Raw genomic sequence first — 15,545 nt, 5'->3', positions numbered from 1 at the left:
TGCCGGTGTTGACCCGAAATTGCCGTAACGCAGTGCGGACGAGCTATGGGCGGAGTGCCCGGGTTTGCGCGGCTGCGGCATTTCGTCTGCTTTCTGCGAGAGGTGACGTCAGGCCGACCTTGCTCCGGGTCATGATTTCTGCCTTTCTTACCCCTGGAAACAAGCCGGAAGCAAAGCCATGTCAGAGCCGAATCCCGACGAAAAGATCGATGCGACGTTTCGCAACGGATCGCTGACGGCGGCCGGGATCATCCTTGGCTTCTCGCTCAATTTCATCAGTGTCTGGGTTTCCAATCCCAATGACTGGAGCCGCATCGATATCCTGCCGATGCTGTTCCTGACCGTGGGCATCGCCATCCAGGTGAAGGTCTTTGCCGATTTGCTGGCGCGGGATTCCCTGTTTGCCACCAAATATGACCGATCTCGCCGGCTCTTTCTGATCGGATTGGGAATCGTCGCCGCGGGCATGGGCATCGCGCTCGTCAACGATATTCTCGGGCTCGGAAGAATGCGGATGCTCGGGTAAGCCTTTTCGCGTCATGCTGACGCGAGGTCACACGCGCTCGACAAATCCGTCCAGCACCCGTTTCTGTCCGGCCCGATCGAACTCGATCGTCAGCTTGTTGCCTTCGATGCCCGTGATGTTGCCGTTGCCGAACTTCAGGTGGAATACGCGATCGCCGAGGGTGAATCTCGACGGTTCCGACGAGGTCGATTTCGCCACCAGTTCGCCTTCGATCGTGCGCCCCTTCGGGCCGCTTTCGCCATAGCCGATGCGTTCGACGGCGTGGCCGGAGCGGGTGCCCCAATTGTCGCGCGTAGCGTCGGTCTTGTTGGCCTGGGCGCGTTTCCAGCCGGGAGTGGAATAGGAGTTGGCGAAGGGTTCGGCCTTGTCGAAGCGGGACTGGCCGTAGCCGCCGCGGCCATACCCGCCGTAGCTCTGCTCCATTGCGGCGACCTCGACATGGGTTTCCGGCAGTTCGTCGAGGAAACGCGAGGGCAGGGTCGATTGCCAGAGGCCATGGATGCGGCGGTTGGAGACGAACCAGATGTGGCAGCGGTGCTTGGCGCGGGTGATGCCGACATAGGCGAGGCGGCGTTCCTCCTCCAGGCCGGCGCGGCCGCTCTCATCCAGCGAGCGCTGGTGCGGGAAGAGGCCTTCCTCCCAGCCCGGCAGGAAGACGGTGTCGAATTCCAGGCCCTTGGCCGAGTGCAGCGTCATGATCGAGACGGCGTCGAGGTTCTCGTTGGTCTCGGCATCCATCACCAGGGAGACGTGTTCGAGGAAGCCGCGCATCGACTCGAAGCTTTCCATCGAGCGGATCAGTTCCTTGAGGTTTTCGAGGCGGCCGGGGGCTTCAGCGCTCTTGTCGTTCTTCCACATGTCGGTATAGCCGGACTCTTCGAGGATCTGCTCGGCAAGTTCGGTATGCGGCGTGTTTTCAAGCAGTTCCTGCCATCGGCGGAAAGATTGAATCACGTCGAAGAGCGCTTTTCGCGCCTTCGGCTTCAGCTCGTCCGTCTCGATGATGTCGGCGGCTGCCGCAAGCATCGGGATATCCCGGGCACGGGCATAGTCGTGCAGCGCCCGCACGGTCGTATCGCCGAGGCCGCGCTTCGGGGTGTTGATGATGCGTTCGAAAGCGAGGTCGTCAGAGGCTTGAGCAACCAGGCGGAAATAGGCCATGGCATCGCGGATCTCGAGGCGCTCGTAGAAGCGCGGGCCGCCGATGACGCGATAGTTGAGGCCGAGAGTGACGAAGCGGTCTTCGAATTCGCGCATCTGGAAGGAGGCGCGCACGAGGATCGCCATGTCGTTCAACAGATGCTTGCCGCGCTGGAGCTGCTCGATCTCCTCGCCGATGGCGCGGGCCTCCTCTTCCGAATCCCAGGAGGCGTGGACCTGCACCTTGACATCGTCCGGATCGGAGCGGTCGGTGAACAGCGTCTTGCCGAGGCGACCCTCATTATGGGCGATCAGATGGGCGGCGGCCCCGAGGATATGTTCGGTCGAACGGTAATTGCGCTCGAGCTTGATGACCTTGGCGCCGGGGAAATCCTTCTCGAAGCGCAGGATATTGTCGACCTCCGCACCGCGCCAGCCATAGATCGACTGATCGTCGTCGCCGACGCAGCAGACGTTCTGCGGCTCGCCCTTGGAGCGCTGGGCGAGAAGCCTGAGCCACATGTACTGGGCGGTGTTGGTGTCCTGGTACTCGTCGACGAGGATATAGCGGAAGCGGCCGTGATATTCCTTCAAGAGATCCGGGTTCTTGCGGAAGATCGTGATCGGATGCATCAGCAGATCGCCGAAATCGCAGGCGTTCAGCGTCGTCAGGCGCGCCTGATAGGCGAAATAGAGATCGCGGCCGCGGCCATTGGCAAAGGCGCGGGCGTCGCCCTCGGGAATATCGGCGGGGCCGAGACCCTTGTTCTTCCAGGTGTCGATCATGCCGGCGAACTGCTTGGCCGGCCAGCGCTTGTCGTCGAGGCCTTCGGCCTGGATGATCTGCTTGATCAGGCGGACGACGTCGTCGGTATCGAGAATAGTGAAATCGGAACGCAGGCCGACGAGTTCGCCGTGGCGGCGCAGAAGTTTGACGCCGATCGAATGGAAGGTTCCGAGCCAGGGCATGCCTTCGACGGCGCCGCCGACGAGCAACGCGATACGCTCCTTCATCTCGCGGGCAGCCTTGTTGGTGAAGGTGACGGCGAGGATCTGCGAGGGAAAAGCGCGGCCGGTATTGAGGATATGGGCAATGCGGGTCGTCAGTACGCGGGTCTTGCCGGTGCCGGCGCCGGCGAGCACGAGGACCGGGCCTTCCAGCGTTTCGACGGCTTCGGTCTGTTCGGGGTTCAGCCCTGCGAGATAATCCGGCCGCTTGCCGCCGTCGCGAGCCGCCATGGCGCGCGCCGCGATGCCGCCACCGGAGACGGGCGCCCTTTCGGCGGGGGCGGCAGGCGGCTGCGGCTTGCGCGCCATCTCGCCCGGCTCTTCGTCGAAGAAGGGCATATCGTCGAAACTATTGCTCATGGCGCGTAATGTAGTGATTCGGGAAGGAAAGACCAGAAAAGATGTTCTGCTTTCATTCCCGAGCCGGCGCTATTCCCAGCGGTATGTTGCGGGCGGCAATGCCGCCGCCGAGCCAGGCTGTGGTCGCCATGCGGGCGGGCGGAGCTAAAATTTCGATCGCGGCGTGTCGGAACTGGTGCCGGCGGGGCGTCCTTGGGTCATCGGACAGCAGTCCGGACCAACACCCGTCAACAAGGAGGCCGTTTCATGCCGAAGGTCGTTTCAAATCTCTGGTTCGCCGAGGAGGCGCGCGAAGCCGTCGAATTCTACGTGTCTGTTATCCCGGATTCCAGAATCGGCCGCACCACCATATTGCCGGCGGAAACGCCGAGCGGACCTCCCGGCAGCGTCGAGCTGATCGAATTCACGCTTGCCGACCAGGCCTTCCTGGCCATGAAGGCCGGCCCGCTCGATAGTTTCAACCATTCCTTCTCGATTGCGATTCTCGTGGAAAGCCAAGCCGAGATCGATCGGATATGGGAGGCATTCCTCGCCAATGGCGGCACGCCGGAGGCGTGCGGCTGGCTGAAGGACCGCTGGGGCCTTTCCTGGCAGATCGTGCCGCGCGTGCTTTCCGAGATGATCGCCGACAGCGATCGCGAGCGGGCCAGGCGCGTAACCGAAGTGATGCTCGGCATGGTCAAAATCGATGTCGCTGCGCTCCAGGATGCGTTCAACGGCTGAGAGGCCTGCGGACACATGATCGCAATAACCGGCGCATGATCGTCATGCGCCCATTTCTCTAAGAATATTCCGTTTCTAAGAATATCCCGAATTTTCGAGCGTCATATGGCCCGTCACACATCGATATTCACCGATCGAAGCGGGCTCGCCGCCTGTCGATCGCTGATTTTCGAGATCTCGAATCACGGGCGGTATTGCACACCTTTTTCATCTTTCTGTCACGTCGTGAAATGTGCTGATACCGCGATGGCGTCTTTCTGAACTATACTGACCAACAGTTTCGTACAGTAATTAAAGAACCGGTGGATGCACAATTTCGTGCATTGCTAGAAACGGCCGGTGAGCGTGGAATAACCGACGAAACTATTGATTCTCAGGAACGTCATGGCCATCTCGATGGTTATAGGGACACCTGAAGCCTGTGGCATTAACCTTGAATGGAGGGCCCATGCTGAGCGAATCCGTATTTGATGCGTTCACCCGCAGTTATGATGCGCGTCGCGAGACCGATATGTCGATCTCGGAGTATCTCGATCTTTGCAAAAAGGAACCGCTTGCCTATGCCAATGCGACCGAGCGCCTGCTCGCCGCGATAGGCGAGCCGCAAATGGTCGACACCGCCAGGGACACGCGCCTCGGCCGGATCTTCATGAACCGGACCATCCGGATCTATCCGGCTTTTGCCGGCTTCCACGGCATGGAAGAGACAATCGAACGCATCGTTTCCTTCTTCCGGCACGCGGCGCAGGGGCTCGAGGAGCGCAAGCAGATCCTCTATCTGCTCGGCCCGGTCGGCGGCGGCAAGTCATCGCTGGCGGAGCGGCTGAAGCTGCTGATGGAGGTTCATCCGATCTACGTGCTGAAGGCCGGTGACGAGATCAGCCCCGTTTTCGAAAGTCCGCTCAACCTCTTCGACCCGGACACGATGGGATCGCTCCTGCAGGAGCAATACGGCATTCCCCTGCGGCGCCTGAGCGGGCTGATGAGCCCGTGGTGCCTGAAGCGGCTCGATGATTTCGGAGGCGATATTTCCCGCTTCCGCGTCGTCAGAGTACAGCCTTCGCGGTTGCGCCAAATCGCCATCGCCAAGACCGAGCCTGGAGACGAGAACAATCAGGATATCTCGTCGTTGGTCGGCAAGGTCGATATCCGAAAGCTGGAGACCTACTCCCAGAACGATCCCGATGCCTATAGCTATTCGGGCGGCCTCAACCGCGCCAATCAGGGCGTGCTCGAGTTCGTCGAGATGTTCAAGGCGCCGATCAAGATGCTGCATCCGCTGCTGACGGCGACGCAGGAGGGGAACTATATCGGCTCCGAGAATATCGGCGCCATACCCTTCTCCGGCATCGTCCTTGCGCATTCGAACGAGGCGGAATGGCAGACCTTCAAGGCCAACAAGAACAACGAGGCCTTCATCGACCGTATTTGCGTGATCAAGGTGCCCTATTGCCTGCGCGTGACGGAAGAGCAGAAGATCTACGAAAAGCTGATCGAGGGATCGGAACTCGCCGATGCGCCATGCGCTCCGGCAACGCTCGAGATGCTGGCCCGCTTCTCCGTGCTTTCACGCCTGCGCAAGCATGAGAATTCGACATATTTCTCGAAGATGCGCACCTATGACGGCGAAAGCCTGAAGGAGACGGATCCGCGTGCCCGCAGCGTTCAGGAATACCGGGATGCCGCCGGCATCGACGAAGGCATGGACGGAATATCGACCCGCTTCGCCTTCAAGGTGCTCGCCTCCACTTTCAATCACGACACCACGGATATCGGCGCCGATCCGGTTCATCTGATGTATGTGCTGGAGCAGTCGATCCGCCGCGAGCAGTTTTCCGACGATGTCGAGAAGCGATATTTGGAGTTCATCAAGGCCGATCTTGCGCCGCGTTACGCAGAGTTCATTGGAAATGAAATCCAGAAGGCCTATCTTGAATCCTATGCGGATTACGGACAGAATCTGTTCGACCGCTACGTGGACTATGCCGATGCCTGGATCGAAGACGTGGACTTCAAGGACCCCGATACCGGCCAGCTTCTCGACCGCGAGCTCCTTAACCAGGAACTGACGAAAATCGAAAAGCCGGCGGGGATCGCCAATCCGAAGGATTTCCGCAACGAAATCGTCAAGTTCTGCTTGAGATCGCGGGCAGCCAACGGCGGAAAGAATCCGTCATGGACGAGCTACGAAAAGATCCGGGAAGTCATCGAGAAGCGAATGTTCTCGCAGGTCGAGGATCTTTTGCCGGTTATTTCCTTCGGATCGAAGAAGGATTCGGAAACAGAAAAGAAGCACAGCGAGTTTGTCTCGCGCATGGCTGCGCGGGGCTACACGGAGAGGCAGGTTCGGCGCCTCGTCGAATGGTACATGCGCGTCAAACAGGCAAGTTAATGTGGAGCCACTATGCACATTGTCGACCGGCGGCTAAATCCGCGCGGTAAAAGTCTGGAAAATCGGCAGCGGTTCCTTCGACGCATGAAGGGCGCCGTGCAGCAGGCGGTAAAACGTTCTCTGCAAAACCGCAACATTCGCGATGTGCTCGACGGCGGAGAAATCAGCCTGCCGATCGACGGAATGGCCGAACCGAACTTGAGAAGGGGCGACGGCGGCATTCGCGATCATATCCTGCCTGGAAACAGGGCCTTCGTCGAAGGCGATATTCTTCCGCGCCCGCCCGGCGGCAAGGGCGGGAAGCCAAAAGATGCGGGTGAGGGTGACGGCGAAGACGGCTTCCGTTTTGTGCTGACGCGCGAGGAATTCCTCGATGTGTTCCTGGACGATCTGGAACTGCCCGACCTTGCCAAGCGGCGTCTGGCCGAAACCGAGGAGGAAACTCCGTTCCGTGCCGGTTATTCCGTGTCGGGATCGCCGTCCAACATCGCCGTCGGTCGCACGACCAGGCTCGCGATGATGCGCCGTGTCGCGCTTCACCGTCCGCGCCGCGAAGAAATCGAAGCCCTGCAGCGGCAGATCGAGGAATGCGAGGACGACGAGAGCCGGCTGGCGCTTGAGGCAAAACTCAAATCCTTGACGGAAAAAAGCCGGCGGATTCCCTACATCGATCCGCTCGACGTGCGGTATCGCCGCTTCGAAAACGAACCGAAGCCTGTGGCGAAGGCGGTGATGTTCTGCTTGATGGACGTCTCCGGTTCCATGTCGGAACACATGAAGGATCTGGCGAAGCGGTTCTATCTGCTGCTCTACCTTTTCCTGTCGAAGCGCTACAAGAAAGTGGAGATCGTCTTCATCCGCCATACCGACAAGGCCGAGGAAGTCGACGAGGAAACCTTTTTCTATGGCCCGGCAACGGGCGGCACGCTGGTTTCCAGTGCGCTAGCGGCAATGCGGGCGATCATCGCGGCGCGTTTCGATCCGGCGGAATGGAATATCTATGGCGCCCAGGCTTCGGACGGCGACAACGCCCATTCGGACGGGAACCTGAGCGGACAGCTGCTGCGCGAGATTTTGCCGCTGTGCCAGTATTTCGCGTATATCGAAGTCGGCGAAGAAGGCGGTGACTCCTCGGTATCCCGCTCGCCGCTTTGGATGCTCTATGACGGGATCCGTTCTGAACTGCAGCCGCTTTCGATGCGCAAGGTCTGCCGGCGAAACGAAATATTCCCTGTTTTCCACGATCTCTTCCAGAAACGTGACGCACAGTCGAAGGTGACGCCATGACCATGACGATGAGGCCACCAGAGCGGCTGTTGTTCGAGGGGGCCGACTGGGACTTTTCAACGCTCCAGCGCATTCACGACGCCTGCGAGGAGATCGCGCTCGGGGAACTCGGCCTCGACGTCTATCCGAACCAGATCGAAGTCATCACCTCGGAACAGATGCTCGATGCCTATTCCTCGACCGGCATGCCGCTCTTCTACCGCCATTGGTCCTTCGGCAAACACTTCGCGCATCACGAAACCTTCTACCGTCGCGGGATGCGCGACCTCGCCTATGAGATCGTCATCAACAGCTCTCCCTGCATTTCCTACCTGATGGAGGAAAACACGGCGACGATGCAGACGCTCGTCACCGCGCATGCGGCCTTCGGCCACAACCACTTCTTCAAGAACAACTATCTCTTCAAGCTCTGGACCGATGCGGAGGGCATCCTCGATTACCTCGATTTCGCCAAGGGTTATATCACCCGCTGCGAGGAACGTTACGGCGAGGCGGTCGTCGAGCGCACGCTCGACGCAGCCCATGCGCTGATGTCGCACGGGGTGCATCGATACGCGGGCAAGACCACGATTGACCTTCGCCAGGAGGAGAAGCGGCAGCAGGAGCGCCGCGCCCACGAGGAGCAGATATTTAACGACCTGTGGCGCACGGTTCCCGTCGGCAAGGCGCGGAAGGCGGGCGACAGCGGCCTGGAAAAGCGCCGCGCCGCCCTCGGGCTCCCTCAGGACAACATCCTATACTTTCTGGAAAAGTCGGCGCCACGGCTGCAGCCGTGGCAGCGCGAGATCCTTCGCATTGTCCGCCATGTCGCGCAATATTTTCATCCCCAGCGGCAGACCAAGGTGATGAACGAGGGAACCGCCACCTTCGTCCACTATCAGATCATGAACCGGCTTCACGAGCGGGGGCAGATCAGTGACGGAAACTTCCTCGAATTCCTGAAGTCGCACGCCAACGTCGTGTTCCAGCCGAGCTATGACGACCGGCGGTTCTCGGGCTTCAATCCCTATGCGCTTGGCTTTGCGATGATGCAGGACATCGAGAGGATCGTTACGACGCCGACGGAAGAGGACCGCGCATGGTTTCCCGATATCGCCGGACGAGGCGATGCGATGGCGGTCCTGCGCGACATCTGGGCCAATTACCGGGACGAGAGCTTCATCAGCCAGTTCCTCAGCCCGAACCTGATCCGGCAGTTGCGGCTGTTCCATCTCTACGACGATCCGGAGCAGACCGAGGGGGTACTGGTTTCGGCGATCCACAACGAGCGCGGATATTTGCGCATCCGCCGCCAGCTCTCCCGCGAATACGACATCGGCTGGACCGATCCGGCGATCGATATCGTCGACGTCGACCTCGCCGGCGACCGCCGCCTGCTTCTGCAGCACATCGTCATGAATGGCTGCTATCTCCAGGAAGCCGACATGAAACTCGTCCTGCAGCATCTTGCCGATCTCTGGGGCTACGACGTCCTGCTTCAGGAAATCGATGATTCCAACATCGTGGCGAGAGAACACACGGCGAGCCCGCGCAAGATCATTCAGTGACCTGCGTTTTTCTTGAAGTGCTGAATAGATGGATCTGGAGCCGTAGGCGGCTCGGGTGAAGCTCTTGCTCGCTGTTGATTGGCGGTATATATCATGATAGCTATCACTATGCGAGGCGCTATCATGGCAAAGAGAACAGCCAAGATTTTTACGACCGGCCGCAGCCAGGCAGTGAGGCTCCCTGCGGAGTTCCGCTTCGAGGAGAGCGAGGTGTTCGTCCGTCGTGATCCGAAGTCCGGCGATGTCATTCTGTCACGCAAGCCGAATTCGTGGGATGGTCTCTTTGAGCTTTATGGCAAGGATCGGGTTCCGGAAGATTTCCTGGGGCCAGACGACCGCCGCCAGCCTTCGCATGATCGTGATCCATTCGAGGGCTGGAAGGAATGACGGCCTGGATGCTCGATACCAACATGGTGAGCCATGTCATCAAGGGCGATCGGCCGGAGATCATCGAAAGGTTGGCCGCGCTTCCGATCGAGGAGATCGTCATCTCATCGATCACCGAAGGGGAGTTGTTCTACGGTCTTGCCAAGCGAGGCTATCCGAAGGCGCTGTCGGAACGGATCCGCCAATTCCTGCTCCGGGTCGACGTTCTCCCTTGGGATCACGATGTCACGCGAACTTATGGCGACCTGCGCGCTGCCTGTGACGCCAAAGGGGTGACTCTGGCGCCCCTCGATATGATGATTGCCGCTCATGCCGTTGCAACTGCCGCAACCCTCGTCACGCGCGACAAGGCTTTTGCTCGCGTTTCGGAGCCTTTGAAGGTCGATGATTGGGCGAATGAAGGAAGCTGAATCGTCCACGCCGCCTCTCATGCCCGGAAAACGCGGGTCGACGATCAGCAATTATCGGTGGTAACGAACACAAAGGCTTAGTAACTTACCGCCGCTGCAATAGCCCATGATCTCCAATCGACCAGTTTCAGCCTTTGCAGCGACCTTTCCCGGGGCGGATAGCGCGGAGACGAGAGACCATGAGTGAAACGCGGCGCAAGCTGACGACGATCTTCTGTGCTGACGTGCAGGACTATACGCGGCTGATGGGGGCCGACGAGGAGGGGACGCTTGCGAGCCTGAAGCGCTGCCGGGAGTCGATGGGGCGCCTGATCGAAAGCCATGGCGGCCGCGTCGTCAATACCTGGGGCGACGGGCTGATCGCCGATTTCCCGAGCGTGGTCGAGGCTGTGCGCGCGGCCGTCGACACCCAGAACGAACTCGCGGGTTTCAACGCCCGCCGCCCGGCCGACGGTCGCATGCTCTTCCGCATCGGCATCAATCTCGGCGACGTGATCGTCGAGGGCGACGACATCTATGGCGACGGCGTCAATATTGCGGCGCGGCTGCAGACGTCGGCTGCGGCCGGCGGCATCGTAATATCGAGCACCGTCTACGACCAGGTCCGCAACAAGGTGGCTGTCGGTTTCGAGTTTCTCGGACCGCTTATGGTGAAGAACGTCGATGAAGGCGTGCCGAGCTACGCGGTAAAGATCGGCGATACCAGGGACGAGACGCCCTCTGCAGAACGATCCGGCTCCGCGCGGCCGCAGCCGGTTATGGCGGCCGCTAAGGCCGAGACAACCCCAGCACCGGGCGGACGCAGGCTGTATGGCGTGCTCGGCGTCATCGCCGCCGTCCTGATCGGTATCAATCTCCTGTCGTGGCAGGGCGTTTTCTGGGCGCGCTTTCCGGTGCTTGCGCTGGCTGTCGTCGCGGCGCTCGCCTGGAACCGCGACCAGACCCGGTTCAATCGCAATATCACCTTGTTGGCGATCCTGGCGCTCGGCCTTGCCGGCATCAACCTATTCACCTGGACGGGGCAGTTCTGGGCGGTGTGGCCGATACTGGGGATCGCGGCCGTCATGGGCGTGCGATGGTCTATGCGCCGATAGACAGGCATCGTTAGACGCGTCACGTCGCTTAAAGATCAGCGGCGAGAAGACGTATTCGCGTGCTTCTCAAGCAAAAGTGAGCGGTCGGGTTATTTCCATTCTTCGCTGAAATTACAAATCGGTAATGCCGGCTGCTTATGCTTGCCGGTAAGCTGTAAACGCGCGATATTGTCGCATCAGACGGGAATCTCGATCCCGCAGCGCCTCTTTCGACCGACCCTGGTCCAACCTCGAGTCCCTCCGGAGACGTGAATGGCCTTCTGGAAGCAGTTTGTACTTTCGCTCATCGTCATTATTGCCGGCTTTGCCGCGTGGGTTTTCTTCGTGCCCGGTGCCGGCGATACGATGCGCGATGCAGGTATTCCAGACAGCATCGTTTCCAAGATCGCGCCGAAGGCCGAGGAGACGGCCGATGCCGACGCTCCGGCCCGGGCGCAAGGGCAGCAGCGGGGTGAGGGGCAGGGACAGGGGAACCGCCGCAATGGCGGCGGGCGCAACAGCGCCATTCTGGTCGCGACGCAGGCGGTCGTCCAGGGTATCGTCAACGACCGGCTGAACGCCATCGGCACGGGTGATGCGATCCGTTCGGTCGCGGTCACGCCGCAGGCATCGGGCACGATCGGCGAAATCCTCATCAAGTCGGGCGACAGGGTGAAGGCCGGCCAGGTGCTCGCCAAGCTCGACAGCGAGGAGCAGGTGATCGCCCGCGGCCAGGCTGATGTGGCGGTCAAGGCCGCCGTCGAGAAGTCCAATCTCTATCACAACATCAAGTCCAGCGTGTCGCGCATGGACGTCTTCGATTCCGAGATCGCCGAGCAGGGCGCGCGGCTGCAACTACAGGCCGCCGAGCTCAATCTCGCACGACGCAATATCACCGCGCCGATCGACGGCATCGTCGGCATTGTGCCGGTCAATATCGGCGACAACGTCACGACGAGCATCCCGATCGTCACGCTCGACGACCGTTCGGAAATCCTCGTCGATTATTGGGTGCCGGAGCGCTTCGCCAATACGGTGTCGGTCGGCCAGCCGGTCGAGGCGATGTCGGTGGCACGGCCGGGACAGGTGTTTTCCGGTGTGGTCGAAGCCGTCGACAACCGCATCGACGCGGCAAGCCGCACGCTTCGCCTGCGCGCCAGGATCGACAACAGTTCCGACGAGTTGCGCGCCGGCATGTCCTTCAGCGTCAGCATGAAATTCCCCGGCGATAAATATCCGGCTGTCGACCCGGTCGCTGTGCAGTGGGATTCGCAGGGCTCCTTCGTCTGGCAGGTCAACGACGACAAGTCGCATAAGGTGCGGGTCAGCATCGTGCAGCGGAACCCGGATTTCGTGCTGGTCAAAGCCGATCTCAAGGATGGCGACGTGATCGTCACACAGGGACTGCAGCGCGTGCGTGAGGGGGGGCGGTGCGTGTGAGCGCCGATGTCGCCGCGACTGCGGAGGTCGCCACGCAATGAACGTGACCGAGATTCATCAGGACAGGGCGTCGGGCAAGCAGAGCTTCACTGCACTTTTCGTTCGCCGGCCGATCCTGGCGCTGGTCTTCAACACGCTGATGGTCGTTGCCGGCCTTGCCGCCTATGTCGGCGTTGAGGTGCGCGAACTGCCCGATGTCGACCGTCCCGTCGTCACCGTGCGCACCACCTTCGACGGTGCATCGCCGCAGACGATTGACCAGGAACTAACCAAGGTGATCGAGGGGGCGGTCGCGCGCGTCAGCGGCCTGAAATCGATTTCGTCGACCTCGTCCTTCGGTCAGAGTCGGGTGACGCTGGAATTCTCGGATGCGATCGATCTCTCGGTCGCCGCCAACGACGTGCGCGACGCGATTGGCCGCATCACCCAGAACCTGCCCGACGAAGCGGATGCGCCGCAGATCGTCAAGGCGGATTCGGATTCCTCGGCGATCATGCGCCTTGCCGTCACCTCCACCAATCTCAACATGGACGATCTGACCCAGCTCGTCGAAAACGAGGTGATCGATCGCCTCGCATCCGTCGACGGGGTTGCCGACGTCGAGGAATATGGCGACCAGGAGAAGGTCTTCCGCGTCGATGTCGACCAGGGGGCTCTTGCCAGCCGCGGGCTGACCATCGGTGACCTGACGAAGGCACTCGACAATGCCGCACTCGACGTGCCGGCCGGCTCGCTGAAGAGCAATACGCAGGACATCGTGGTGCGCGCCACCGCCAACCTGCAGACCCCGGCGGATTTTTCCAACGTCATCTTGCAGGACCGCGTCAGGCTCGGCGACGTCGCGACCGTGATGCTTGGACCACGCGACGGCGAAACGGCGCTGCGCTCCAACGGCAAGCCGGGCATCGGTCTCGGCATCATCCGCCAGGCGCAATCGAATACGCTGAACATATCGACCGGCATCAAGGCCGCCGTCGACCAGCTGTCGAAGACGCTGCCCGAGGGCACGACGATCGCCATCACCAGCGACGACGCCGTCTTCATCCAGGGTGCGATCCACGAGGTGGTGCTGGCGCTGGTGCTCGCCGCCGTCATCGTCACCGCCGTCATCTACCTCTTCCTGCGCGACTGGCGGGCGACACTGATCCCGGCGGTCAGCATGCCGGTGGCGCTGATCGGCACGCTGGCGGCGATCTACATGGTCGGCTTCTCGATCAACATCCTGACGCTCCTCGCGATCGTGCTGGCGACCGGCCTCGTCGTCGACGATGCGATCGTGGTGCTCGAAAATATCGTACGCCGGCGCTCCGAAGGCATGGGGCCGCGCGCTGCCGCCGTGCTCGGAACGCGCGAGGTGTTCTTCGCCGTCATCGCCACGACGGCGACGCTGGCGGCGGTGTTCATTCCGCTCTCATTCTTGCCGGGACAGGTCGGTGGCCTCTTCCGCGAATTCGGCTTCGTGCTCGCCTTCTCGGTCGGGCTGTCGTCGATCGTGGCGCTGACGCTGTGTCCGATGCTCGCCTCGCGCATGCTGACCAAGCCGATGCTCGAAGATCACGGCGCGCTCGGCCGCTTCGGCGGGGCGCTCGCCGATCTCTACAAATGGGCGCTGCACGGCTGCCTCAATGCGCCCTTCGTCGTCATCCTGTTCTCGGTGATCTTTGCCGGCGCGGCGCTCGTCGCTTTCTCGACGGTGAAGAGCGAGCTGACGCCCGAAGAGGACCGGTCTCTGGTGATGATGCGGCTGACGACGCCGCAGGGATCGAGCCTCGAATATACCCGCGACAAGATGCAACTCGTCGAGGAATATCTGCAGCCGCTGGTCGACAGCGGCGACATCCGCAATATCTTCTCGATCTCCGGCCAGGGCGGTTCGCTGAACAGCGGCTTCATGGTGCTGACGCTCGCCCCCTGGGGAGAGCGTGACAGGACGCAGACGGAGATCGTCGGCGATATCAACCAGGCAGCCTCCAGGGTGCCGGCCCTGCGCGGCAATGCTATTTCCTCGAACAGCCTTCGCATCCGCGGCGCCGGCAGTGGTCTGCAGATGGCGCTGATCGGCAATGATCACGAGGCGCTGACGGCGGCGGCCGCCAAGCTGGTTCAGTCGCTCGAGGCCACCGGCCAGTATGATACGCCGCGCCTGACCAACGAGCCCAGCCAGGCGCAGGTATCGGTGGCGATCGATCGCGAGCGCGCCTCGGATCTCGGCATCGACATAACCGGGCTTTCGACGGCAATCCAATCGCTGCTCGAAGGGCGCTCGGTGGTCGACGTCTTCGTCGACGGCGAATCCTATCCCGTGCTTCTGACCTCGACGACGCGGCCGATCGACGATCCGACCGACCTCGAGAACGTGTTCCTGAAAACCGGCGACGGCAAGATCGTGCCGATGTCGGTCATCGCCACGATGAAGGAAGGTTCGGTCGCGCCGCAGCTCAACCGTGAGCAGCAGCTCGCCTCCGTCGCGATCACCGCCGGTCTCAGGAACGGCATGTCGCTCGGCGATGCCGTCAGCCAAGTGACTGCGCTCGCAGAGCCGCTGCTGCCGCCAGGCTCCCGCCTGCTGCCACTGGCCGAGGCGGCGACGCTCGAAGAGAATTCGAGCGGCATGGCGCTGACCTTCGGCTTCGCCATCGTCATCATCTTCCTGGTGCTGGCCGCGCAGTTCGAAAGCGTACTGTCCTCGCTGATCATCATGTCGACGGTGCCGCTTGGTCTTGCCTGCGCCGTCTTCGCACTTGTTATCACCGGCTCCAGCCTCAACATCTACAGCCAGATCGGCCTGGTGCTGCTCGTCGGCGTCATGGCGAAGAACGGTATCCTGATCGTCGAATTCGCCAATCAGCTGCGTGACCGGGGCGAGGATGTGCGGTCCTCTATCGAGAAGGCCTGCGCGCTGCGCCTTCGTCCCGTGATGATGACGATGATCGCCACCATCCTCGGCGGCGTGCCGCTGGTCTTTGCCCATGGGGCTGGCGCCGAAGCACGTATTGCGCTCGGCTGGGTGATCGTCGGCGGTCTCGGTTTCGCGACGCTGGTGACGCTGTTCATCACGCCGGTCGCCTATCTGCTGCTTGCCCGCTTCGCCAAGCCGCACGCCCACGAGGAAGCGCGCCTGCACGAAGAGATGTCGGTCGCCACACGGCCACGCGCCGCACCCGATGACGAGCAGCTGCAGGCCGCCGAATGAGGTTTTATCCGACTGCGAAACGCTGCCGGCCAACCTCGTCCGGCTGCGTTTCTTATGGT

10 protein-coding genes and 1 pseudogene are annotated in these 15,545 nt (G+C 61.3%); 10 read left to right on the top strand and 1 reads right to left on the bottom strand.

Features of this window, described 5'->3' with window-relative positions:
- The first annotated feature begins 178 nt into the window (after positions 1-178).
- The gene (locus tag BA011_RS12215; protein WP_065280663.1) at positions 179-526 is read left to right on the top strand and encodes a hypothetical protein; all 348 of its coding nucleotides are present in this window, start codon (positions 179-181) and stop codon (positions 524-526) included.
- 27 nt (positions 527-553) lie between these two features.
- On the opposite strand, the gene BA011_RS12210 is transcribed toward BA011_RS12215, so the two are convergent.
- Positions 554-3,034, bottom strand: coding sequence for an ATP-dependent helicase (locus BA011_RS12210; RefSeq protein ID WP_065280662.1), 2,481 nt, complete (start codon positions 3,032-3,034; stop codon positions 554-556).
- Between the two features lie 246 nt (positions 3,035-3,280).
- Between BA011_RS12210 and BA011_RS12205 the strand changes: the two genes are divergently transcribed.
- The 9 genes and pseudogenes from BA011_RS12205 (at position 3,281) to BA011_RS12165 (ending at position 15,486) form a co-directional block, all read left to right on the top strand.
- Entirely contained in the window at positions 3,281-3,757 is a 477-nt protein-coding gene (locus BA011_RS12205; RefSeq protein WP_065280661.1) for a VOC family protein, read from the top strand.
- 448 nt (positions 3,758-4,205) lie between these two features.
- Positions 4,206-6,149: a PrkA family serine protein kinase gene (locus BA011_RS12200; RefSeq protein ID WP_027664285.1), complete on the top strand. Its 1,944-nt coding sequence runs from the start codon at positions 4,206-4,208 to the stop codon at positions 6,147-6,149.
- Between the two features lie 12 nt (positions 6,150-6,161).
- Positions 6,162-7,436 carry a YeaH/YhbH family protein gene (locus BA011_RS12195; protein ID WP_065280660.1) on the top strand — a complete coding sequence of 425 codons (1,275 nt, stop codon included), beginning with the start codon at positions 6,162-6,164 and terminating at the stop codon, positions 7,434-7,436.
- Positions 7,433-8,983 (top strand): SpoVR family protein, encoded by a 1,551-nt coding sequence (locus BA011_RS12190; RefSeq protein ID WP_065280659.1) that lies wholly within the window; start codon positions 7,433-7,435, stop codon positions 8,981-8,983. The genes BA011_RS12195 and BA011_RS12190 overlap by 4 nt, the downstream gene beginning before the upstream one ends.
- Before the next feature lie 123 nt (positions 8,984-9,106).
- Positions 9,107-9,370 carry an antitoxin gene (locus tag BA011_RS12185; protein WP_065280658.1) on the top strand — a complete coding sequence of 88 codons (264 nt, stop codon included), beginning with the start codon at positions 9,107-9,109 and terminating at the stop codon, positions 9,368-9,370.
- Positions 9,367-9,780, top strand: a complete 414-nt coding sequence (locus tag BA011_RS12180; RefSeq protein WP_065280657.1) for a type II toxin-antitoxin system VapC family toxin — start codon at positions 9,367-9,369, stop codon at positions 9,778-9,780. The genes BA011_RS12185 and BA011_RS12180 overlap by 4 nt, the downstream gene beginning before the upstream one ends.
- A gap of 179 nt (positions 9,781-9,959) precedes the next feature.
- Positions 9,960-10,874 carry an adenylate/guanylate cyclase domain-containing protein gene (locus BA011_RS12175; RefSeq protein ID WP_065280656.1) on the top strand — a complete coding sequence of 305 codons (915 nt, stop codon included), beginning with the start codon at positions 9,960-9,962 and terminating at the stop codon, positions 10,872-10,874.
- A 252-nt stretch (positions 10,875-11,126) separates the two neighbouring features.
- Positions 11,127-12,334: pseudogene (locus tag BA011_RS12170) on the top strand (efflux RND transporter periplasmic adaptor subunit).
- Positions 12,331-15,486: an efflux RND transporter permease subunit gene (locus BA011_RS12165; RefSeq protein WP_065280655.1), complete on the top strand. Its 3,156-nt coding sequence runs from the start codon at positions 12,331-12,333 to the stop codon at positions 15,484-15,486. Before BA011_RS12170 ends, BA011_RS12165 begins: the two are co-directional and overlap by 4 nt.
- Positions 15,487-15,545: the final 59 nt, after the last annotated feature.

Source organism: Rhizobium leguminosarum (genome assembly GCF_001679785.1).
Lineage (GTDB): Bacteria > Pseudomonadota > Alphaproteobacteria > Rhizobiales > Rhizobiaceae > Rhizobium > Rhizobium leguminosarum_R.
The sequence above is the reverse complement of the archived record's forward strand: the minus strand, read 5'-3'. Positions and strand labels throughout refer to the sequence as shown.

Excerpts from the sequence above, each read along its gene's own strand:
- BA011_RS12215 (WP_065280663.1), top strand. The coding sequence starts at position 179 with ATGTCAGAGCCGAATCCCGACGAAAAGATCGATGCGACGTTTCGCAAC.
- BA011_RS12210 (WP_065280662.1), bottom strand. The coding sequence starts at position 3,034 with ATGAGCAATAGTTTCGACGATATGCCCTTCTTCGACGAAGAGCCGGGC.
- BA011_RS12205 (WP_065280661.1), top strand. The coding sequence starts at position 3,281 with ATGCCGAAGGTCGTTTCAAATCTCTGGTTCGCCGAGGAGGCGCGCGAA.
- BA011_RS12200 (WP_027664285.1), top strand. The coding sequence starts at position 4,206 with ATGCTGAGCGAATCCGTATTTGATGCGTTCACCCGCAGTTATGATGCG.
- BA011_RS12195 (WP_065280660.1), top strand. The coding sequence starts at position 6,162 with ATGCACATTGTCGACCGGCGGCTAAATCCGCGCGGTAAAAGTCTGGAA.
- BA011_RS12190 (WP_065280659.1), top strand. The coding sequence starts at position 7,433 with ATGACCATGACGATGAGGCCACCAGAGCGGCTGTTGTTCGAGGGGGCC.
- BA011_RS12185 (WP_065280658.1), top strand. The coding sequence starts at position 9,107 with ATGGCAAAGAGAACAGCCAAGATTTTTACGACCGGCCGCAGCCAGGCA.
- BA011_RS12180 (WP_065280657.1), top strand. The coding sequence starts at position 9,367 with ATGACGGCCTGGATGCTCGATACCAACATGGTGAGCCATGTCATCAAG.
- BA011_RS12175 (WP_065280656.1), top strand. The coding sequence starts at position 9,960 with ATGAGTGAAACGCGGCGCAAGCTGACGACGATCTTCTGTGCTGACGTG.
- BA011_RS12165 (WP_065280655.1), top strand. The coding sequence starts at position 12,331 with ATGAACGTGACCGAGATTCATCAGGACAGGGCGTCGGGCAAGCAGAGC.